Here is a 20473-nt window from a genome sequence, read left to right as displayed (position 1 = left end):
TTGATTTCATAGGGCCCCATCCGCTTTTGACGTCGATTCATTCCGTCCCCTGGGGCTCCTCCGCCCCACCTTTTGCCGGAGCTTTAAAAAAGAATGAGCGACCGACTTGAAAGTCAATCGCTCGTCTTTCGGTGATCCGCCTGGGGCTCGAACCCAGGACCCCAACATTAAAAGTGTTGTGCTCTACCAGCTGAGCTAGCGAATCTAACCTTGGTGCTTTTTGTAAAAGCGATGCAAAGGTAAGGCTAATTTTTGATTCTACAAAACGATACCTCCGCAAATTTATGTTAAAGAACAGTTTTTTTACTCTTTCTCAGGCTTCACCTCTTCATCCGGGGCCGACGAACCAGCCGACGCCTCGGGCGGAGTTTCCGGCTCGTCACCTATCACATAGCGCTCGTAATACGACAGGAACAACGTGGTGAGCGGCAGGGCGATAATCATGCCCACAAAGCCGAGCAGCGTGCCCCAAATCGAGAGTGAGAGCAAGATGATGGCGGGGTTCAGCCCCGTAACCTTACCCATCACCCGGGGCACGATGAATATGTCCTCAATCAGTTGCACCACGATAAAGACCAGAATACAGGCCCCGAAGAGCAACCAGAAGTTGGTGCCGGTCTCCGATGCCGAAACCAGACACAACAGGATGGTGGGGATGAAGCCGACAAGCTGCAGATAAGGGACCATGTTGAGCAACCCGATGAAGAGCCCCAGCACGATAGCCATGGGCAACCCCACAATGAGGAAGCCGATGCAGAAGAGGATACCCACCAGCCCGGCCACGACGGCCTGACCGCGGAAGTAGCGGTTCATGCTCACCTCGATGTCGTTGACAATCGAGACCACCGTAGGGCGGTACTTCTGCGGAATCATCCGTTGGAACCCGACCAATATCTTGTCGTAGTCGAGCAGAATAAAGACAATGTAGAGCAGCACGATGAGCCAGCTGACGATGTTGATAATCTCGCCCACCGAACCGGTGATGAATCCCCAGGCCCCCGAGAAACTATCCTCGATAATCGAGAGCCACTGCTCCCGGCTGAGCAGGCTCGACAACTGGCTGAAGTCGATATTTTGCTGGATGAAGTCGTGCACCTCCTGCGGCACGAAGGGGATGCTCGACGAGTTGTAGACGTAGTCGCTCAACAGCTTGCGCATGACGCCTATCTCGTCGATAACCGACGGCAGCACCAGCACACACAGCAGCGCAAAGGTAATAATCACCTCGACAAAGGTGAGTGTAATGGCCAGCACGCGCCCCTTCAGCTTGAAGACCCGTTTGTTATACTCGACCAGCGGGTTGAGCATATAGGCCACAATCCAGGCCACGAGAAAAGGGAGCAACGCCCCGCGGAGGATATAGATGAGGTAGAACAACCCCACGACAAAAACGGCTCCGAACAAAATACGGACGACCCGGTCGAAGGTGTATGGCTGGCGTTCGGTCATGGCTACTCTATTTTTGTGTATCAATATTTTTATCTAACAATCTCGGAGCGGTTGCGGTTTACCCTTCGTGATGTTTCTCTTTACGCTCCTGTATCTCTTGCAGGTAGCAACGGCGGCACAAGGGCTGGTACTCGTTCTTCTCGCCCAGGAGCACCCGCTTGTCGTTATCAACCAACCGATAGGAGTAGTTGGCCAGATGGCCGCACTTCACACAGATGGCGTGCACCTTGTACACATCGTCGGCGATGGCCAGCAGGGCCGGCATGGGGCCGAAGGGTACCCGGCGGAAATCCATGTCGAGACCGGCCACAATCACCCGTGTGCCGTTGTTGGCCAGTTCGGAGCAGACCTCGACGATGCCGTCGTCGAAAAACTGGGCCTCGTCGATGCCCACCACATCGACCCCCGAAGCCATGAGCAGAATGCTGTGCGAATTGTCTACCGGGGTCGAGAGTATCGAGGTGCTGTCGTGCGAAACGATATTCTCTTCGGAGTAGCGCACATCGATGGCGGGTTTGAATATCTCGACTTTCTGGCGGGCAATCTTCGCCCGTTTCAAGCGGCGTATCAGCTCTTCGGTCTTCCCCGAGAACATCGAGCCGCATATCACTTCGATGCTTCCGCGGCGGCTGGTCTCGTAGTTATTTTCGGTCAAAACCATAGTTGTCGTTCTCTTTTTTCTTTCTGTTTAAATGATGCAACAAAAGTAAAAAGATAGTTCGACTTTGCCAACCTTTGCCCCGGCTATTTATCTCAAAAGCAGCCGGCAAAATTTGGTCCTGAAAATCTCATCGCCTATCTTTGTAAAAATAATACTCATACATTACCAAGACATTATGCAACGAATCTTCCTGTCAGGACTACTCTCGCTATTCATGCTCCTGCATACGCCCGCACGGGCCCAAAGCCTCGAATCGTTTCTGGCCGACCCGGCCTTTACGCCCGCCTCGATAGGCATCTGCATCACCGATGTGGCTACGGGTGAAACTCTCGTGTCGCACAACGACCGGCAAGCCATCATTCCCGCCTCGACCGTCAAGGTCATCACCTCGGCTACTGCCCTGCGGCTGCTGGGTGCCGACTACCGCACCTCGACCACCGTGGGATACACCGGACAAATCGACTCTGCGGGGACCCTGCACGGCACGCTGGTGATACGGGGCGGAGGCGACCCCTCGCTGGGTTCGGCCTACGGCAGCCGCCCGGCCGAAGAGTTTGTCGACCGGGTAATCGACGCCCTGCAAACGCATGGCATCCGGGCCATCGAGGGGACCATCGTGGTCGACAATTCGCTTTTCGACGGACCGGCCGTCTCGCCCAAGTGGATGCTCGAGGATCTCATCTGGTACTACGCCACCGGGTGCCACGCCTTCTCATACCGCGACAACCAGGTACGCGTCGAGGTGCGATACAACGGACACAACTACAAGACCGCCCGCATCACGCCGCCGCGCAGCATCGACCTCGACAGCCGGCTCCTGCCCGGCGACCGGGAAGAGGTATCGGTCACCCACATCGGCAACCGCTACACCCTCACCGGCACCATTCCCCGTCAGTGGGCGCGCTATCGGCTCGACCTGGCCGTCGACCATCCCGACAGCCTGTTCCTGCGCGAATTGCACAAACAGTTGAAACAGGCCGGCATTGCCTGTACCGAAGCAAGCCAAACGACCGAGGGAGGACCCGAAACCCAACTGCTCGACTACCCCTCGGAGTCGCTCGCCCAACTGGCCCGCAGCCTCAACGTGCACAGCCTCAACCTCTATGCCGAGAGCCTGCTGCGGCACATCGCTCTCGCCTCAGCTCCCCGGGGCAGTGCCGAGAAAGGTCTCGAAACGATACGCAGCTACTGGCAACCCCTCGGGGCCGACTCGACCGAGCTCTTCCTCTACGACGGCTCGGGACTGGCCCGCAACAACCGGGTGTCGGCCCGCTATCTGACCCAGGTACTCGCCGCCACGGCCCGCGACCCGCAGGTAGGCGAAACCTTCGTGCAGTCGCTGCCCCTGGCCGGAAGCGAAGGCTCGGTAGCCTCGTTCATGCGCAACAGTCCCCTGCCCGGCGAACTGCGGCTGAAGAGCGGCACCATGAGCGATGTCCACGCCTATGCCGGCTACTACACCGCCCCCTCGGGCAAACGGTATACAATCGTGCTGATGTTCAACAACTATACCTGCACCCGCACCCAGTTGAAGGAGAAAATTGCCGCATGGCTCACCGCAACACTCTCTAAAAAAGAGTAACCGACCTCTAAATTTTTTCGGCTCTCGGCGTACATCTGTTATTTTTGTATATCTTTGTGGAAGATAGAAGGCCGTCAGGCACAGGCAAGTGTCGAAAACCGTGTTTCCCGTTTGCCGCTGCACTTGTCCCCCGCTATCCTTGAATAACCAAAATACCGAATTTATGTCACGAGACAGTCGCATCGCATATATCATCGGCCAACTGGGCGAACTGCGGGAGCTCCTGCTCGTCATCGAGCAGGCAGGCAATGCCGCTCCCGGTATCCTGCTGAAGCTGGCCCGGGAGAAAGCCGAGTCGATAGACCGTTCGACCCGCGAACTGAGGTCGCCCCAATTCTGGACCGAATTGCAGAACCACGAACCTTTTGCCGATACTGCCCCGGCCGACGAGGCAACCCCCTATACTCCGGAGAGCGGCGTAGAGCGTCCCGCTCACGAAGCGGAAGCCTCGGCGACCAACGAGGCTTTCGACGATCAGGAGGAGCCGTGGAACATACCGGTAAATCCGTCTGCCCCAACCTCCGAAGCAGAAGAACCGGCTGATACGTGGGCTGAAGGGAAGCACGAAACACCCATCGAGCCCACCCCCCTTCACGAGGCCGAAACAGCCGAAGAGGACAAGAACGAACCCGATACGGACGTCTTCCTCGAACCGGCCGACGAATCGCACGAATCGCATCAACCCCAACCCGAGCCAGAAACCCCGGCCGAGCCGGAACCTCAACCCGAGGAGCCGCTCTACCCCTGGGAGCAGTTGAGCGACGAGGAGCGGTCGGCTGCACAGGATGACAAACTCGTCGACTATGACGACGAAGAGACCGACGACTACGACGAGACCGACTACGAGGATACCCCCGCAGCCGACCTTCCTGCCGACGAGCCCTCCGCCCCGGTCACCCTCGAAGAGGTGCTGCAACGCCAGCACGCCAAGGAGCTGCGCAAGGCGCTGAGTCTGAACGACCGCTTCCGCTTCCGCCGCGAACTCTTCGGCAACAGCGACATCCGCATGAACGAAACCCTGGCCCTCATCGACGCCATGCACTCCTACGACGAGGCCGAGGACTACATACTCAACGACCTGAACTGGGACCTCGACAATCCCGAAGTGGCCGAGTTTATGAAAATCGTACAGAAACACTTTCTATAATCCTGCACCATGGCTAAGCTCTATGTAGTACCTACACCGGTAGGCAATCTCGAAGACATGACATTCCGGGCCATCGCCGTGCTGCGGGAGGTCGACTGCATTCTGGCCGAGGATACCCGCACCAGCGGCATCCTGCTCAAGCACTACGACATACACACCCGCATGCAGTCGCACCACAAGTTCAACGAACACCAGACCGTCGAAGGCATCGTGACGCGCATCGAAGGGGGCGAGACCATTGCCCTTATCTCCGACGCCGGTACACCGGCCATCTCCGACCCCGGCTTCCTGCTGGTGCGCGAGTGCCGCCGGCGGGGTATCCCCGTCGAGTGTCTGCCCGGTGCCACCGCCTTCGTGCCGGCCCTGGTAGCCTCGGGTCTGCCCAACGAGAAGTTCTGCTTCGAGGGCTTCCTCCCCCAGAAGAAGGGGCGGGCCACCCGGCTGGCCCAACTGGCCGACGAGCCCCGTACGATTATCTTCTACGAATCGCCCTTCCGCCTGCTCAAGACCCTGGTGCAGTTCAAGGATACCTTTGGCGGCGAACGCGAAGCCTCGGTGAGCCGCGAAATCTCCAAGATTCACGAAGAGACGGTGCGAGGCACCCTCGACGAACTCATCGCCCACTTTACCGAACACGAGCCCAAGGGCGAAATCGTCATCGTCGTGGCCGGTACCCCCGAAAAGCCCAAGGAGAAAAAGAGAGACAAATATCCCAAAAGCGATACACAACTATAATTTTAATTTAAAACCATTATGAAAAAGGCTATTACCGCTGCCATCGCAGCATCTGTATTGATGATCGGTTGTACCAACCAATCGACCGAAGTGAAAAGACTGCAGGCCGAAAACGATTCGTTACTCCAAGTCAACGCACAGACGACGGCCGACTTCAACGAAATGATTCAACTGATGAACGACGTAGAAGAGGGTTTCCGCCAAATCAAAGAGGCCGAAAATTATCTGGTTACTCAAAAAGATGCCAACGGAGAGGTTTCGCTTACGACTCGTGAACAAATCAAAAACGATATGACCCTGGTGGCCGAGACCTTGCAGAAGAACAAGGAGCGGCTCGACAAACTGCAAAAACAGCTCAACCAGAGCAAGAACCAGTCGGCTGCCCTGCAAAAGACCATTACCCGTCTGCAAGGCGAAATTGCCGAAAAGACCGAAATGATTACCTCGCTGCAGGAGTCGCTCGCCAAACGCGACGTGCGCATTGCCGAACTCGACGAAGCTGTCAACAACCTCACCGGTCAGGTAGAGAACCTCACCACCGAAAACCAGCAACAGAAAGAGGTGCTGATGACTCAAGACGAGGCCCTCAATACCGTATACTATGCCCTGGGGACCAACAAGGAACTGAAGGAGCAGAAGATTGTCGAGGGAGGCGGTCTCTTCTCGTCGAAGAAGGTGATGGAAGGTGAATACAACAAAGATTATTTCACCACGGCCGACATGCGCAAACTGCGCGACATCCCCTTCGACAGCAAGAAGGCCAAGCTGCTGACCAAGCACCCCGAAGGTACCTACGAAATGCAGAAGGACAACGAGGGCTACATCACGCTGGTCATCACCAATCCCGAGAGCTTCTGGAGCTTGAGCCGCTACCTGGTTGTCGAGCTCAACTGATTGCGATAGTCAACCCCATTCGAGACGAGACTGGAGGGCAACACCTCCGGCCTCGCCTCCTCATTTTTGCTCCTCGCCTGAACCACCGATGCCCCGCATGTTTCGTTATCTGTCCATCCTACTCCCGCTCCTGCTGCTTGCCTCGTGCGACAGCTTCTTCGAAAAGGAATCGCCCCTGCCCCATAATCCCGAGCGACCCGTGCTGCCCCCGGCGCGCGACCGCCGCTTTGTCGTCGACAGTATCCGATACTACTTCGACTATTGGAGCAGCAAGACCACCCAACTGGCCGACGAGACCTGTATCGTCATCATCTCAAACTCGCTCGACCAGGAATGGTACGATACACCCTCGCCCCCACAAGACCCGCTCTACAACTACTCCTACTTCTCCAGCGAAGACCCCGTGCTGGCCCAAATCTACACCGACACCCTGCGGGTGAGAACCCCCTGTTATGTCGATGACGACAACCACATCGTGCTGGGAGATTCGCTGTACAGCTTTCAGTCCTTCACGGCTGAGGTGACCTTGGCCGAAATAGACCGGACCATCGACGAGATATGTATCCCGCCTCACACCGAGACCTACGTCTACGGCCGGTACAGCATCAACTACTACAACATAGCCTACACCGCCTGGCTCACCGAGACGACCAGCAACACCCCCGTTACCATCGAGGGCATGTGGGAGGGCAGTATCGTCAACGACGACTTCACGACACGCACCGAGTCGCACCCGCTGTAACCCGTCGGCCGGCATAGCCGCAACCCGAGGGATAGAGACACGCCATAAACAAGAATCCCCGCAAAAGCCCTTTACAGAGCCTTGCGGGGATTGTTTGTATATCATCTCGTGGGACAGACATCCCGGTCTTCCCGAGGGACAAACGCACCAGAGTCAACCACTACTTTTCTTCGACATGCAGCGTGTGGCCCATGCGTTTCTCTTTGGTGAGCAGGTAGCGGCGGTTGTATTCGTTGGGAGTCACCTCGATAGGCACGTTCTCGACAATCTCCAGACCGTAAGCCTCGAGGCCGATACGCTTCACGGGATTGTTGGTCATCAGCCGTAACTTGTGCACACCTATGTCGCGCAGGATGCTGGCCCCCACGCCATAGTCACGCTCATCGGCCTGATGGCCCAGGCACAGATTGGCATCGACCGTATCCATACCCTCTTCCTGGAGCTTGTAAGCCTTCATCTTCTCCATCAGACCTATTCCACGGCCCTCCTGGTTCAGATAGATAATGGCGCCTTTACCCTCCTTTTCGATCTGCTGCATGGCCTTGTGAAGCTGCTCGCCACAGTCGCAACGCATCGACCCGAATATGTCGCCCGTGGCACAAGAGGAGTGTACCCGCACCAAAACGGGTTCGTCCTTCTCGAACGAGCCTTTAATCAAGGCAATGTGTTCGAGCCCGTTGCTCTTTTGGCGGAAGGGAATCAGGCGGAAGTGTCCGTACTCGGTAGGCATGTCTACCTCGACACCTCTCTCGATCAGCGACTCCTGTTTCAACCGATAGGCAATCAGGTCGCGAATGGCGATAATCTTGATGCCGAACTTCTGGGCCACCTGCGTCAACTGCGGCAAGCGGGCCATGGTACCGTCTTCGTTGAGAATCTCGATAAGGGCGGCAGCCGGATAGAGCCCGGCCAGGCGAGCCAAGTCGACGGCAGCCTCGGTATGACCGGCCCGTTTCAACACACCCTTGTCTTGCGCATAGAGGGGATTGATGTGACCGGGACGTCCGAAGGTCTCGGGAGTCGAAGCGGGGTCGGCCAAAGCCCGTATCGTAGCGGCACGGTCGTGGCTCGATACACCGGTGGTGCACCCCTCCAGCTTGTCGATGGTCACGGTGAAGGGAGTCCCCAACATCGAGGTATTGTGGCTCACCTGGCGGTAGAGTTGAAGCTCTTCGCAACGCTTCTGCGTGATGGGAGCACACAAGACACCCCGGCCGTTGGTGAGCATGAAGTTCACCTTCTCGGGAGTGATGGCCTCGGCGGCGATGATGAAATCGCCCTCGTTTTCGCGGTCCTCATCGTCGACGACAATCAAAAACTTGCCCTGTCTGAAATCTTCGACAGCCTCGTCTATTGTACTTAAAATGGTCTCTTTGTTCATATCCTTATATAGTTTTATCTTCTTCGTTCATTCGATCGGCCTCATCCTTCTCGAGCAGAGCCTGCAACTCGCCATTGGTGCGAATCACCCCTTCTACCTCGTTGCGCAACAGACGCTGCTGGTGCGCCCCTACCCCGTAAAGCAACAATCCCAGGGGGAAAAAGATGGCCAGCACATAGCCCCATTTGGGCGAAGGAGCCGGACGATACACCCAGAGGTTACGCAACACGGGATAATCCATCAGCTTACTGATAACCAGCTGACTGTGACTATTCGACGTGTAGTTGACCAAATCGTCGATCTGGGCTCCCAGCGCCGTAATATCCTCCTTGGCATATCCATACAGACAATACCTCCAATACGACTGTCGCTTGCGCCCCACCTTGTCGAGATACCGGTTACAGGCTACCGACAACTGTTCGGCCTTCTCAATGGCCACCCGGGGAAACATATCTTCGATAATCACCTCCTTCAAAACCACCTTGCGCAGCTCTTGCCGCCCAATCAGTTTCCGGAAGAAGTTGACATAGACGTCGGGGTTGAATACGGCCGAATCCTTCACCGCCTTGTAGGTGAGGAAGATACCCAATGGCAAAAGCACCGCCGAGCTGAGCCACATGCCTTCCCAAACCTCCCAGCGGCCATCACGGGCCAGCTTGTAGCCGGTGTTGTCGATGATGTAGTAGAAGATAAACATGAACACCGACACCACCACCGGCATACCCAGTCCACCCTTGCGGATGATAGCCCCCAGCGGAGCCCCTATGAAGAAGAAGATGATGCAGGCAAACGAGAGGGTAAACTTCTTGTACATCTCGATTTGGTGACGTCTGATTACCTTGTTCTCCTCCTTCATCGTGTAGCTGCGGAACTCGTAATCCGACCGATAGCGTTCGGCCCGGGCCAAGGCCCGGTCGAGGTAGAGCTGCTTGCGCTGCAGACTGCCGCCGTTGAACACGCTGTCGAGGTCGAGCGTAGCCGCCTCGGCCAATGCCTCCTGCTCCCGCACCGAATCGTTGGCGGGTATCTTGGCCCCCGGCCGGTCATAGAGCGAAAAGTAGCCCGACGACCGCAGGCTGCGGGCATAGTTGTCGCCGATGCTGTCGACCCGGGTCGTCATCGAGTCTATCGACAGTTGCAGGGCATTCAGGTCCTTACCGATATACTGGTTCTGCATGATGCCGTCGTCCATGCGGTTGAAGTTGGCATCGAAGGCAATCATGATCTCTTTCAGCGAAAAGGTCTCCCGACGATAGGGAATATTGGTGGCACTGGTGCGCTGGTCGCGCAGGTTCTCAAACGACTCGCCGTTGTAGAGGGTGAGGAATAGGTGCTGCTTGTCGTCGGTCATCTTCAGCTTGCCCGAGTCGGCCAGAATAATCATGGCGTTGTCAAAACCGGCCGACATGTCGTAAATCATCACGTCGTAGAGCATGCCGGTCTTGTGATCTTTCTTTTTTACATAGAGGTTGTAGCCGCTTATCTGGTCGTAGAATACCCCCTCGGGAATATCGAGCTCGGGCGACTTCTGCCGCATCGAGTAGAGCAGGGTCCACATCTTCACCTGCGACTTGGGCAGTACGTTGTTCTGGAAAAAGAAGGCACCGATGGCCACAAAGATAAGGAAGATAACCAACGGCCGCATGATTTGCAGCAGCGAGATACCGGCCGCCTTGATGGCCAGCAGCTCCAGCCGCTCGCCCAGATTGCCGAAGGTCATCAGCGAAGCCAGCAGGATGGCCAGCGGCAGGGCCATGGGCACCATGGTCACGGCAGCATAGAAAAACAGTTCGGCCAGAACCGACATTTCGAGACCCTTCCCTACCATCTCATCGACGTACCGCCACAAAAACTGCATGAGTACGATGAAGAGGCAGATGAAGAATGTCATCAGAAACAGGGGTAAGAAGCTCTTCAGGATAAACCTGTATAGTCGTTTGATATAGAACATTCTTTTGCCGATTATCAGAATGCAAAAGTAAAGCAAAAAAATGAATTTCCGAAAAGGCTATAACCTTTATTGGGAAGAATCGTCGAAAAGAGACCTCTCTCTACCCTCCGCGTCACACACCCAGCTTGCGGCGCAAGGTCTCGATCTGGTGATCCCACAGGTCGCGGCTGTCGGCCATCTCGTCGGGATAGGCAAAATCGGTAACGACCAGCATGGTGGCACCCGTCAGCTCCGAGGTGGTAATGCGAAGCTCGAAGTAGCTCCGGCTCTCCTCGTCGTCCACCCAGTGAAAGCGGATATAGAGCCCCGTGCGCACAGCTATCTGGTGGGCCTCCTGCGATGTCTTGTTCCAGAAAAAAGTAAACTGTTTGCCGTCGCTCTGCACATCGTCGGCAAACCAGTCGGCCAACCCGTTTTTGGTCCCTATATACGGCCACAGTAAAGCAGGTGAAACGCTTTTCAACTCATATTCAATCACAAACTTTTCCTTATTCATAAACCTCTCTATATTATAGCATTTCCCTCTTCAGACAAAGGAAAATTTTTCTCTTTCCGACGGCGAATATAGAGATATTATTCCTATCTTTAGCAGTAAAACCTGAAAAAATGGAGTGAAAACAAAAATTCGAGCTATTTTATATAATATTTACCCAGAATTGCAAACTGGATATTACATTTTATTGCTACATTTGCAGGTATAAAAAACAACATAAAAACCAATCCGACTATGAATTTGATGGAACGAATGGTAGAACAAGCCCGAGCAAACAAACAACGTATTGTTTTACCGGAAGGAACTGAAGATCGTACCTTACAGGCTGCCGACCGCATTCTGGCCGACAACATCGCCGATGTGATTCTTATTGGCAACCCCGACGAGATCAAGGCTCTTGCCAATCAATATCACTTGACCCATATCGACAAGGCTACGCTGGTAAACCCCGCATGCCACGACAAGAAAGAGACCTATACCCAACTGCTTTACGAATTGAGAAAAGCCAAGGGAATGACTATGGAGAAGGCTCAGAAACTGGTCGAAGACCCCTTGTACCTGGGTTGCCTCATGATTAAGAACGGCGATGCCGACGGCGAAGTGGCCGGAGCCCGCAATACCACCGGCAACGTGCTGCGTTCGGCTTTCCAGATTATCAAGACCGTACCCGGCGTGAAAGTGGTATCGGGTGCCTTCCTGATGTTCATCCCCGACACCTCGTACGGCGAAGAGGGACTGATGGTATTTGCCGATTGTGCCGTAGTACCCAACCCCACGGCCGAAGAGCTGGCTCAGATTGCCGTATCGACCGCCAAAACGGCCCGCGACATCGCCGGTATCGACCCCCGCATCGCCATGCTCAGCTTCTCGACCAAAGGCAGCGCCAGCCACGAGATGGTCGACAAGGTAGTCGAGGCTACCCGCCTGGCCCGCGAAATGGAACCTACGCTGAAGATCGACGGCGAACTGCAAACCGATGCCGCCATCGTTCCCGCCGTAGGAGCCAGCAAAGCTCCCGGAAGCGATATAGCCGGCCATGCCAATGTGCTGGTATTCCCCTCGCTCGAGGTAGGGAACATCGCCTACAAACTGGTTCAACGGCTGGCTCACGCCGAAGCCGTGGGTCCTATCCTCCAAGGCATCGCCGCTCCGGTCAACGACCTCTCGCGCGGCTGCTCGGTCGACGACGTGTACAAGATGATTACCATCACCTGCAACCAGGCCATCAGCTTGAAAAAATAACCTTAATACACATACCTTATGAAGATCTTAGTATTAAATTGCGGCAGTTCGTCGGTTAAATACAAACTGTTCGACATCGATACCAAAACCGTATTGGCTCAAGGCGGTGCCGAGAAAATCGGTCTGGAAGACTCGTTCCTGAAACTCACCTTGCCCAGCGGCGAGAAGGTGATTCTCAAGAGCCCCATGCCCGAGCACCACTCGGCCATACAAAACATACTCAACGTACTTACCAGCAAAGAGTACGGCTGCATCAAATCGTTCGACGAAATCGATGCCGTAGGTCACCGCGTGGTTCACGGCGGCGAAAAATTCAACGCCAGCGTCCTCATCACCGACGAAGTGATTGAGAAGATAAAGGAGTGCTACGACATAGCCCCCCTGCACAACCCGGTAAACATGGCCGGCATCGAGGCCATCTCGCAACTGATGCCTTCGGTTCCCCAGGTAGGCGTATTCGACACGGCTTTCCACCAGACCATGCCGGCTCACGCCTACATGTATGCCCTGCCTTACGACCTTTACACCAAGTACGGTGTGCGCCGCTACGGATTCCACGGCACCAGCCACCGCTACGTGTCGCGCCGGGCTTGCGAATTTCTGGGCGTGCCCTACGAACAACAACGCATCATCACCTGCCACATCGGTAACGGAGCTTCCATCACGGCTATCAAGGACGGCAAGTCGGTCGATACCTCCATGGGTATGACCCCCGTCGAGGGACTGATGATGGGTACCCGCTCGGGCGATGTCGACGCCGGTGTACTCACCTACCTCATGGATAAAGAGCACCTCGACTCGGCCGGTATCGCCAACCTCGTGAACAAGAAGAGCGGTGTGGCCGGTATCTCGGGTATCTCGTCCGACATGCGCGACATCGAAGCCGGTGTAGCCGCCGGTAACGAGCACGCCATCCTGGCCCTGCAGATGTATGAATACCGCATCACCAAATACATCGGTGCCTATGCTGCCGCTCTGGGTGGCGTCGACATCATCGTATTCACCGGCGGTGTAGGCGAAAACCAGACCCAGACCCGCGAAGCCGTGTGCAAACCGCTCGCCTTCATGGGTGTGGAAATCGATGCCGAACTGAACAAAACGATTCGGGGCACCGAATGCCTCATCAGCACCCCGGCTTCGAAGGTGAAGGTAGTCGTTATCCCCACCGACGAGGAGTATATGATTGCCTCCGACACGAAAGCCGTACTCGACAGTCTGAAGAAATAACAGACCCATACAGCTGGCCGACACCCCTGCACACCCCGTAAAAGCGGGCCCCCACCGTGCAGGGCGCAACCGGCAGTTTACAACAAGCGCCCTGTCGCCTGCCCTCAACGGGTTGCGACAGGGCGCTTTCCTATGAAAGAAGAATAAAAGAGTCTCTCTACTCGAGCCTTCCCGTAGCCCGCAGATAGGCTGTCTCGTAAATCTTGTATTGGGTCTGAGCCTCAATTAGGTTGCTCTCGGCCTGTTGCCACTGCGACTGGGCATCGAGCAAATCGGTGAGCGTGGCCATCGACGCGGCATAGCGGTTGCGCATCACCCGCAAATTCTCGACGGCCTGCTGCAACCCAATCTGCGCCGTGCCTATCAGGCGATAACCATCCTGCACATTGCGCATGGCCTGCTGCACCTCGAGATTGAGCAACCGTCTGTTTTTCTGCAGGTCCAACTCGGCACTGCGCAACTCGTAGCGGGCCTTACGCACCTTTTTGTGCACCTCGCCCCAATGGAACAGGGGCACCTTTACGGCCAGCATCACCATGCCTATACCGTCGCGGAACTCCTCCGAATAGGGCATCATCGTGCCGTTACCCACATCGACCAGGCTGTTGAGCTTGATGTTGCCATAGTAGGTATACCCGGCCGACAACCCCACGGTGGGGAGCATCTCGGCCCGGGCATTCTTGATTTGCAACTTGCCTATCTCGACCTGCTGCTTGAGCAGGGAGAGTTCGGGACGGTTGTCGATTTCGGCCGTGAGCAGACCGGGTTCGGTAGCAACCCACGCCGTATCGGTAGGCACGATGGCCGTGGTGTCGTCGACCCCAATCAGCCGGCACAGCGACAACCGGCACAGGTCGGCCCCGTTGCGGGCCTTTTGCAACTGGTAGTGGATCTCGCTCTGCTTGGCCTGGATGCGCAGCAGGTCGTTCTCGATAATCATGCCCGCCGAGAGAGAACCGCTCATCTGGCTGAACAACGTATCCATCTGCTCGCAATAGCTCTCGAGCATATGCACCTTGCGCCCGACCGCTAGATAGGTCCAATAGGCATTATCGGCATCGACCAGAATATCCATGCGGGCCATGCGCAACTGCTCGCCGGCCGCCGCCTCGCCAATGCGGGCCATACGTTTGCCGGCCGTGATTTTCCCGCCGGTATAGATGGGTTGGGTCAGCGTAATGCCGGCCATATACATGCCCCGCATGCGCAGGTCCATGCCCATCATGTCGATGTCGGGGAATACATAGGCCCCCGTGGCCGACCCCTCGAGTTTGGGCAGATAGGCCGTCGTGGCTATTCGGTTGTCGAGTTCGGCCTGACGCAACCGGATATCGGCCTGCTCGAGCTCCTCGCTGTGAGCCAGCGCCATCTCGCGGCACTGGCTGTGCGAAAGCAGCAGCGGCTGGGCCATTGCGCTACCAGTACCGGCCAGCCCCACAGCGCAAACTATCGTATATATCGTTTTCAGATTCATCGTCTTTTTGGTTTTATGCGTTAACTGGTTTCTTGATATGGAACATCGCCGCATAGAAGAGCGGCAACAACACGAGCGTGATGATGGTCCCCACGGTGAGGCCGCCCATGATGGTAATGGCCATCGAACTGTACATGGGGTCGGTCACGAGCGGAATCATACCCACAATGGTCGTGAGCGATGCCATCAGCACCGGACGCACACGCGACACCGTGGCCTCGACTACCGCCGTATAGGGCGACTGTTTCTCCTCGGTCTGCAACCGGTTGATTTCGTCGACCAGCACGATGGCATTCTTCACCATCATGCCTATCAGGCCCATCATGCCGATGATGGCCATGAAGGTGAAGGGCTGACCGCTCACCAACAGCACCGGTGTAATGCCGCAGAAGATAAAGGGGATGCAGAGGAGAATCAGTATCACCTTGCGCCAACTGTTGAAGAGGAGCAGCAGGATGGCCAGAATGATAAATATCGTAAGCGGTACGAACTTCATCAGATTGCCTATGGCCTCACCCTGCAACTCACCCTCGCCTACCCAGCGCATGCGATACCCTTCGGGCAGGTCGATAGCCTCGATTTCGTCCTTGATCGACTCCACCACCTTGGCTGGCGTCGCCTCGTCGCAATAGGGGTTGGGGTCGCACTCGGCCTCGATAACCCGCCGGCCGTTCTGGCGCAGCACCACATCCTCGTCCCAGTCGAGCCGGATATGGTGGGCCACATTGCTCAACGGAGTGGCCTTGAAAAGTTGGTCCTGCAGGTCGCTCATGCTCTGCCCGCCCGACAAGGCACTCTGCAACGCCTCGTTCGAGAGGTGGAAGTTGAGCATGCTCCACACCGGTATATCCGCAAGATTGCGGATGGTCGTGCCGTCGTCGTTGCGCACCTGGAGGTTGAGCATCACCATACGGTCCTGGTCGTTGAGCACACCCACCGGCATGCCGTCGGTAGCAGCCAGCAGGGCATTGGCCACATCGCCGCGCCCGACACCCGAACGCAAGGCGTCCTGCTGGTCATACTCGGCCACCAGCACCTTTCCCCGCGGCTTCCAGTTGTTCTGCACCGAATAGGCATCGACATAGGGCGAACGGCGCATAATCTCCTCGGCCTGGGCACTCAACCGGCGCAATACGGCCGGGTCGGGACCCGAGAACTCCACCTCGACGGTATGCGAGGTAGAAATCGAAAAGTTGTATTTGCGGATGCGGATATAGGCTTCGGGATACTCGCGACGCAACTGCTCCCGCACCACGGGTATCTGCTCGACCACCGTGCGGTAATCCTTGCAATCGACAATCAGCTCGCCGTAGCAGTCACCGCCCGAGGTCATGGGGCGTACCAGACAGTAGTGGGCCGGAGCACTGCCCTGGCTGACGGCCACCCGCTCGATCTGCGGATTCTGCGACACCCGGTCGTTCATCTCCAACAGGCGGGCACACACCGTATCGGCATTGGCTTCCGCAGGGAAAAAGCACTCGACCACAAACTGTTTGTAGTCAAAGTCGGGGAAGAAGAGGTTCTTCACCTGCCTCATACCCACCAGACAAACGACCAGCAGCGCCACGGCTACGGCAATCGTAACCCGCTTGTACCCGATCAGTAGTGAAATGGTCTTGCGCACGAACCGGTGTACCGGCGAGTTCATCACCGCCCCGGTGGTATCGCTGCCCCGCCTCTTCTCGCGGCGCGGCAGCCACGAGTGGGCGCAAACGGGTACCTGCACAAGGGCCAGCACCCAACTGGCCAACAGGCTCACACACAGTACCAGAAAGAGGTCTCCGGCATATTCTCCGGCCGAATCGGGCGAGAGGTAGACACAGAGGAAGGTCGAGGCGGCAATAATCGTAGCCCCGAGCAGCGGCATGGCCGTGTTGCGCCCGATACGGTAGAGGTAGGTCTCGGGCGGGAGGCCCCGCTTCTTGTCTATCAGGATACCGTCCATAATCACCACGGCGTTGTCGACCAGCATGCCCATCGCCACGATAAAGGCCCCCAGCGAAATGCGTTGCAGCGTAGTACCGCACATGAGCAGGATGGGGAATGAGAGACATACCGTGAGCACCAGACCGAAGCCGATGATGAGCCCGCTGCGCCACCCCATCGTGAAGATGAGCACCAGAATGACGATAACGACCGACTCGACCAGATTCCACATGAACGACGAGATGGCCTCGTCGACCTTGTCGGGCTGGAAGAATATCTTGTCGGTCTCAAAGCCGGCCGGCAAATTCTTCATGGCCTCGGCCAACCGGGCATCGACCGCCCGGCCCACATCGGGCACAATGGCCGACGACTCCATGGCTATACAGATGGCCAGTGCCGGCTTGCCGTCGACAAAGAAACCGTTGCGCTGCGGCGAGGCATATCCCCGCTCCACCCGGGCCACATCGCCTATGCGCAGGGTCTTGCCGTCGAGGGTCTGTATCTGCAGGTTGCGAATGTCCTCCTCGTCCTTGACCGGCGAGTCGACATAGAGGGCAATGCGCTCGCCGTCGCTCCCGTAGCGGCCGGCATTGACCGTCTTGCCGGCACTTTGCAAGGCCGCCATGATTTGGGTGGGGATAATGCCGTTGCGGGCAATCTGCTCTTTCGAGAGGACGATGTTGATTACCTCGTCGCGGTTCCCCACGATATTGATGCGCTTCACCCCCTTCACGTCGAGCAACTCGCGCTGCAGGTAGCGGGCATAGCGATACATCTCGGGGTAGTCGTAGCCGTCGGCCGTGAGGGCATAGAAGATGCCGTAGACATCCATCATGTCGTCGATGACGATGGGCTCGTAACACCCTTGCGGCAGTCGCGACGCCGCATCGTTGACCTTGCGCCGCAACAGGTCGAAGTGTTGCTCGAGGTCCCGGTTCAACACCGTCATCTGAAACTCGACGGTAAACAGGGCCGCACTGTTCTGGCACTCGCTCCTCACCTTCTTGACATTGGGGAGCGCCCGCAGCTCATCCTCCATGAGTTGGGCCACCTTCAGCTCCATCTCGTGGGCACTGGCTCCCGGCCACGACACCACGACCATGGCCTGCTTGGCCGACACGGCCGGGTCTTCGAGCTTGGGCATCTGCACAAACGACAAGACTCCGGCGATGATAATCGCTACCATCAGCGACCAGAAGAGGACTGGCCGCCGCATGAAAAACTCGGTCATCTTCATCACAACAGCCCTCCTACATTGGTACTACTGGGGGCGTCGATTACGCGTACCTTCTCCCCCTCCTGCAACACATGCACACCAGCCCGCACAATCTGCTCGTCGCCGGTGAGGCCGCCGAGAACGACAGCACGACCCTCGGGGTCGACATCGCCCAGCTCGACCTGCCGGCGGGTCACCGTAGAGTCGGGATTGAAAACCCACACGCACGACGAGTCACCCGCCTGGAAGAGACACTGCAAGGGCACGGCAAAGCCACGGGCCGATGCCGTATCGCCCACGACAATACCCACCTCGACATTCTGTCCGGCCGTCAACTTGCGGTCGGGGCGCTGCTCGAAGGCCAGCTGCAACCGATACAGCTGGTTGCCGTCGGCCTTGGGGGTAAGGCTCGAGAGTGTGAGAGGCATGGCCTCATCGACACCCGACGCCCGGCAAAAGAAGCGCACGAACTCTCCCCGCTGCCGGTAGAGGCTACCCGGAATGTCGAGCGTCACCTCCATCTGCGACACATCCATGAGGGTAAAGACTGCCGTGCCGGCATCGACCATCTCGGCCGGCGAGAAGTTCACGGCCTGTATGTACCCGTCGGCCGGAGCATAGAGTTTCGTATAGTTGAGTTTGTTCTTGTTGGCCTGCAACTGTACCTCCAGTTGCTTCAGTCCGGCCGAAGCCTTTTCGTAGTCGTTGGGCGACACGCTCTTCTGCTCCAGCAACCGCTCGGTGCGCTTCACCTCGTCGCGCACCTGGTCGTACTGCACCTGCAACGCCTCGACCCCCAGCCGGTAGTCGGCATCGTCGAGTTCGGCCAGCAACTGGCCGCGACGCACCCGGTCGCCCTCCGCAACATGGATGCGGGCTATCTGTCCCGCCGTCTTGAACCCGAGGCTTATCTCGTGCGCCTCCTTCACAATTCCCGAATAGAGCTTTACCGTCTCCTCGCTCAATGCCTCGGGGCGGGTCAAACAGACACTCCGTTCACGGGCAGCCTCCCGGTCTCCGCCGGAACAGGCACACAACAGCAGGGCGGCCGCCACCATACACACATTCGTTTTCATCATATACTGGTTTTAGTTGATTTCACAGTTGCAAATTTCCCTTTTTTCAGCGACAGCAATTTGTTGCACTCTACGAGCATATTGTTCAAAAAGTCGATAAGTAACCCTATTTAACAAGTATATCGCCCTATTTATTATTCAAATAGGTATATTCGCCCTCGAAAAACGACAAGAGACTATGCCACAAGATTCGACTCTCAACACGCTGAACTTAAACATGCTGCCCTTCAACGAGCAGACCTGCGCCTACCATAACGAACTGTTTCTGGCCGACAACTTCGACGCCCCCAATCACCTACCCGACCTGCTGAACAATCCCGAGATTCTCGCCTTCATCACCTCACCCTACCCGTTTAAAGTACAGTTTGCCATGATGCACCTTTGCCTCGACGGTTACATAAGAATCAGTCAGAACCTGAAAGAGCATACGTTGCAGCGTAATTGCCTGCTTATTGTCACACCAGGCTCTATCGGGCAGTGTCTCGAGATTTCGCCCGACTGCCGCATAGCCATCATTGCATTTGCCACCGTCAACAATTTGCCCGAAGGTAACCCGCAAAGCGCCCTTATCATGCGCAAGTTCCTCATCGACAACGCCATGTTGCAACTCTCCGACCGAGAGATGGGCGAGATGATAGGGTTCTATCACCAAATACGCCAACAGCTTGTTCAACCCGAAAGACTCTTTACTCACGAGATTATCAACAGTTACATACAAATATTCTATTACAGCTTATGTCAACTGATGAGCCCCTATATCGAGCAGCAAGATACCCAGTATGTTTCGCGCAAGAAACAGATTTTCGACCAGTTTACCCTCTTGCTCAGGCAGCACTATACCCAGGAGCGGAGCATCGGCTTCTATGCCGACCAGCTGTGCCTAACTCCCAAATATCTATCGCAAGTCGTACGAAATTTCAGCGGCAGGCATGCCGGCGAATGGATTCGCGACTATGTCATTCTCGAAGCGAAAGCGCTGTTGAAAAGCGGGCAATACAATGTACAGCAAGTGAGCGACATGCTCAACTTTGCCAACCAATCGTTCTTTGGCGTTTATTTCAAAAAAGCCGTGGGCTGCTCGCCGTCGGCCTATCAAAATTCATAGCATCAAGGCTTTTTCACTCACACACAAACCACACCGGCATCTACCTCGCTCATACATAGTACGATTCTATCCCCCACACCTCGCCGGACAGATAGAATCGCCGGACTCTCTTTTACCTAAAAAATACCAATTTCAACTTTTTTTTACTAAATTGTAGGTATTGCCCGCCCTA

General features: G+C 56.3%; 16 protein-coding genes and 1 tRNA gene. 8 read left to right on the top strand and 9 right to left on the bottom strand.

The features are described 5' to 3' along the window. Positions 1 to 132 precede the first annotated feature (132 nt). The 3 genes from NW211_RS08315 to NW211_RS08305 form a co-directional block, all read right to left on the bottom strand. Positions 133 to 205, bottom strand: a tRNA-Lys gene (locus NW211_RS08315). Between the two features lie 98 nt (positions 206 to 303). Then, positions 304 to 1449 carry an AI-2E family transporter gene (locus NW211_RS08310; RefSeq protein ID WP_087408841.1) on the bottom strand — a complete coding sequence of 382 codons (1146 nt, stop codon included), beginning with the start codon at positions 1447 to 1449 and terminating at the stop codon, positions 304 to 306. Positions 1450 to 1507: 58 nt separating this feature from the next. Next, positions 1508 to 2110 carry a thymidine kinase gene (locus tag NW211_RS08305; protein WP_087408842.1) on the bottom strand — a complete coding sequence of 201 codons (603 nt, stop codon included), beginning with the start codon at positions 2108 to 2110 and terminating at the stop codon, positions 1508 to 1510. A 175-nt stretch (positions 2111 to 2285) separates the two neighbouring features. Here NW211_RS08305 and dacB point away from each other — a divergent pair, with 175 nt between their 5' ends. From dacB to NW211_RS08280, 5 genes are all read left to right on the top strand, one after another. Next, positions 2286 to 3692 carry a D-alanyl-D-alanine carboxypeptidase/D-alanyl-D-alanine-endopeptidase gene (gene dacB / locus NW211_RS08300; RefSeq protein ID WP_258327530.1) on the top strand — a complete coding sequence of 469 codons (1407 nt, stop codon included), beginning with the start codon at positions 2286 to 2288 and terminating at the stop codon, positions 3690 to 3692. Between the two features lie 163 nt (positions 3693 to 3855). Continuing rightward, positions 3856 to 4839, top strand: a complete 984-nt coding sequence (locus NW211_RS08295; protein WP_258327529.1) for a hypothetical protein — start codon at positions 3856 to 3858, stop codon at positions 4837 to 4839. Positions 4840 to 4848: 9 nt separating this feature from the next. Next, on the top strand, positions 4849 to 5574 hold the full coding sequence (gene rsmI, locus NW211_RS08290; protein WP_258327528.1) for a 16S rRNA (cytidine(1402)-2'-O)-methyltransferase: 726 nt from the start codon (positions 4849 to 4851) through the stop codon (positions 5572 to 5574). Between the two features lie 18 nt (positions 5575 to 5592). Next, complete coding sequence (locus NW211_RS08285) at positions 5593 to 6468, top strand: hypothetical protein (protein ID WP_087408846.1); 876 nt, start codon at positions 5593 to 5595, stop codon at positions 6466 to 6468. Between the two features lie 97 nt (positions 6469 to 6565). After that, complete coding sequence (locus tag NW211_RS08280) at positions 6566 to 7210, top strand: hypothetical protein (protein ID WP_258327527.1); 645 nt, start codon at positions 6566 to 6568, stop codon at positions 7208 to 7210. Positions 7211 to 7370: 160 nt separating this feature from the next. Here NW211_RS08280 and NW211_RS08275 read toward each other — a convergent pair whose 3' ends face one another. The 3 genes from NW211_RS08275 to NW211_RS08265 all read right to left on the bottom strand — a co-directional run bounded on the left by NW211_RS08275 (position 7371) and on the right by NW211_RS08265 (position 11038). Continuing rightward, positions 7371 to 8591, bottom strand: coding sequence for a bifunctional 3,4-dihydroxy-2-butanone-4-phosphate synthase/GTP cyclohydrolase II (locus NW211_RS08275; protein WP_087408848.1), 1221 nt, complete (start codon positions 8589 to 8591; stop codon positions 7371 to 7373). A gap of 4 nt (positions 8592 to 8595) precedes the next feature. Beyond that, complete coding sequence (locus NW211_RS08270) at positions 8596 to 10542, bottom strand: LptF/LptG family permease (protein WP_258327526.1); 1947 nt, start codon at positions 10540 to 10542, stop codon at positions 8596 to 8598. Positions 10543 to 10654: 112 nt separating this feature from the next. Then, positions 10655 to 11038: an START-like domain-containing protein gene (locus tag NW211_RS08265; RefSeq protein ID WP_087408850.1), complete on the bottom strand. Its 384-nt coding sequence runs from the start codon at positions 11036 to 11038 to the stop codon at positions 10655 to 10657. Positions 11039 to 11269: 231 nt separating this feature from the next. Between NW211_RS08265 and pta the strand changes: the two genes are divergently transcribed. Continuing rightward, on the top strand, positions 11270 to 12277 hold the full coding sequence (gene pta, locus NW211_RS08260) for a phosphate acetyltransferase (protein WP_087408851.1): 1008 nt from the start codon (positions 11270 to 11272) through the stop codon (positions 12275 to 12277). A gap of 18 nt (positions 12278 to 12295) precedes the next feature. Continuing rightward, a complete protein-coding gene (locus NW211_RS08255; protein ID WP_087408852.1) occupies positions 12296 to 13504 on the top strand; it encodes an acetate/propionate family kinase in 1209 nt (402 codons plus the stop codon). 157 nt (positions 13505 to 13661) lie between these two features. Here the strand turns inward: NW211_RS08255 and NW211_RS08250 are convergent, their stop codons facing one another. Genes NW211_RS08250 through NW211_RS08240 form a run of 3 tightly spaced genes read right to left on the bottom strand, consistent with a single transcriptional unit; the run spans position 13662 to position 19199 of the window. Further along, positions 13662 to 14978 carry a TolC family protein gene (locus NW211_RS08250; RefSeq protein ID WP_258327525.1) on the bottom strand — a complete coding sequence of 439 codons (1317 nt, stop codon included), beginning with the start codon at positions 14976 to 14978 and terminating at the stop codon, positions 13662 to 13664. Between the two features lie 13 nt (positions 14979 to 14991). Further along, positions 14992 to 18141, bottom strand: a complete 3150-nt coding sequence (locus NW211_RS08245; RefSeq protein WP_258327536.1) for an efflux RND transporter permease subunit — start codon at positions 18139 to 18141, stop codon at positions 14992 to 14994. Beyond that, positions 18141 to 19199 carry an efflux RND transporter periplasmic adaptor subunit gene (locus tag NW211_RS08240; protein WP_241147832.1) on the bottom strand — a complete coding sequence of 353 codons (1059 nt, stop codon included), beginning with the start codon at positions 19197 to 19199 and terminating at the stop codon, positions 18141 to 18143. The genes NW211_RS08245 and NW211_RS08240 overlap by 1 nt, the downstream gene beginning before the upstream one ends. A gap of 175 nt (positions 19200 to 19374) precedes the next feature. On the opposite strand from NW211_RS08240, the gene NW211_RS08235 reads away from it, so the two are divergent. Next, positions 19375 to 20301 (top strand): helix-turn-helix domain-containing protein, encoded by a 927-nt coding sequence (locus NW211_RS08235; protein ID WP_241147833.1) that lies wholly within the window; start codon positions 19375 to 19377, stop codon positions 20299 to 20301. The last annotated feature ends 172 nt before the right edge of the window (positions 20302 to 20473 follow it).

This window comes from Barnesiella sp. ET7, assembly GCF_024733785.1.
In the GTDB taxonomy this organism is placed as follows: Bacteria; Bacteroidota; Bacteroidia; order Bacteroidales; family Barnesiellaceae; genus Barnesiella; species Barnesiella merdigallinarum.
This window is presented reverse-complemented; position numbering and strand designations above follow the sequence as displayed.

Coding starts and splice junctions, on each gene's coding strand:
- NW211_RS08250 (WP_258327525.1), bottom strand. CDS start 14,978: ATGAATCTGAAAACGATATATACGATAGTTTGCGCTGTGGGGCTGGCC.
- rsmI (WP_258327528.1), top strand. CDS start 4,849: ATGGCTAAGCTCTATGTAGTACCTACACCGGTAGGCAATCTCGAAGAC.
- NW211_RS08305 (WP_087408842.1), bottom strand. CDS start 2,110: ATGGTTTTGACCGAAAATAACTACGAGACCAGCCGCCGCGGAAGCATC.
- NW211_RS08280 (WP_258327527.1), top strand. CDS start 6,566: ATGTTTCGTTATCTGTCCATCCTACTCCCGCTCCTGCTGCTTGCCTCG.
- NW211_RS08235 (WP_241147833.1), top strand. CDS start 19,375: ATGCCACAAGATTCGACTCTCAACACGCTGAACTTAAACATGCTGCCC.
- NW211_RS08285 (WP_087408846.1), top strand. CDS start 5,593: ATGAAAAAGGCTATTACCGCTGCCATCGCAGCATCTGTATTGATGATC.
- NW211_RS08275 (WP_087408848.1), bottom strand. CDS start 8,591: ATGAACAAAGAGACCATTTTAAGTACAATAGACGAGGCTGTCGAAGAT.
- NW211_RS08270 (WP_258327526.1), bottom strand. CDS start 10,542: ATGTTCTATATCAAACGACTATACAGGTTTATCCTGAAGAGCTTCTTA.
- NW211_RS08245 (WP_258327536.1), bottom strand. CDS start 18,141: ATGAAGATGACCGAGTTTTTCATGCGGCGGCCAGTCCTCTTCTGGTCG.
- NW211_RS08295 (WP_258327529.1), top strand. CDS start 3,856: ATGTCACGAGACAGTCGCATCGCATATATCATCGGCCAACTGGGCGAA.
- NW211_RS08255 (WP_087408852.1), top strand. CDS start 12,296: ATGAAGATCTTAGTATTAAATTGCGGCAGTTCGTCGGTTAAATACAAA.
- NW211_RS08240 (WP_241147832.1), bottom strand. CDS start 19,199: ATGATGAAAACGAATGTGTGTATGGTGGCGGCCGCCCTGCTGTTGTGT.
- NW211_RS08265 (WP_087408850.1), bottom strand. CDS start 11,038: ATGAATAAGGAAAAGTTTGTGATTGAATATGAGTTGAAAAGCGTTTCA.
- NW211_RS08310 (WP_087408841.1), bottom strand. CDS start 1,449: ATGACCGAACGCCAGCCATACACCTTCGACCGGGTCGTCCGTATTTTG.
- pta (WP_087408851.1), top strand. CDS start 11,270: ATGAATTTGATGGAACGAATGGTAGAACAAGCCCGAGCAAACAAACAA.
- dacB (WP_258327530.1), top strand. CDS start 2,286: ATGCAACGAATCTTCCTGTCAGGACTACTCTCGCTATTCATGCTCCTG.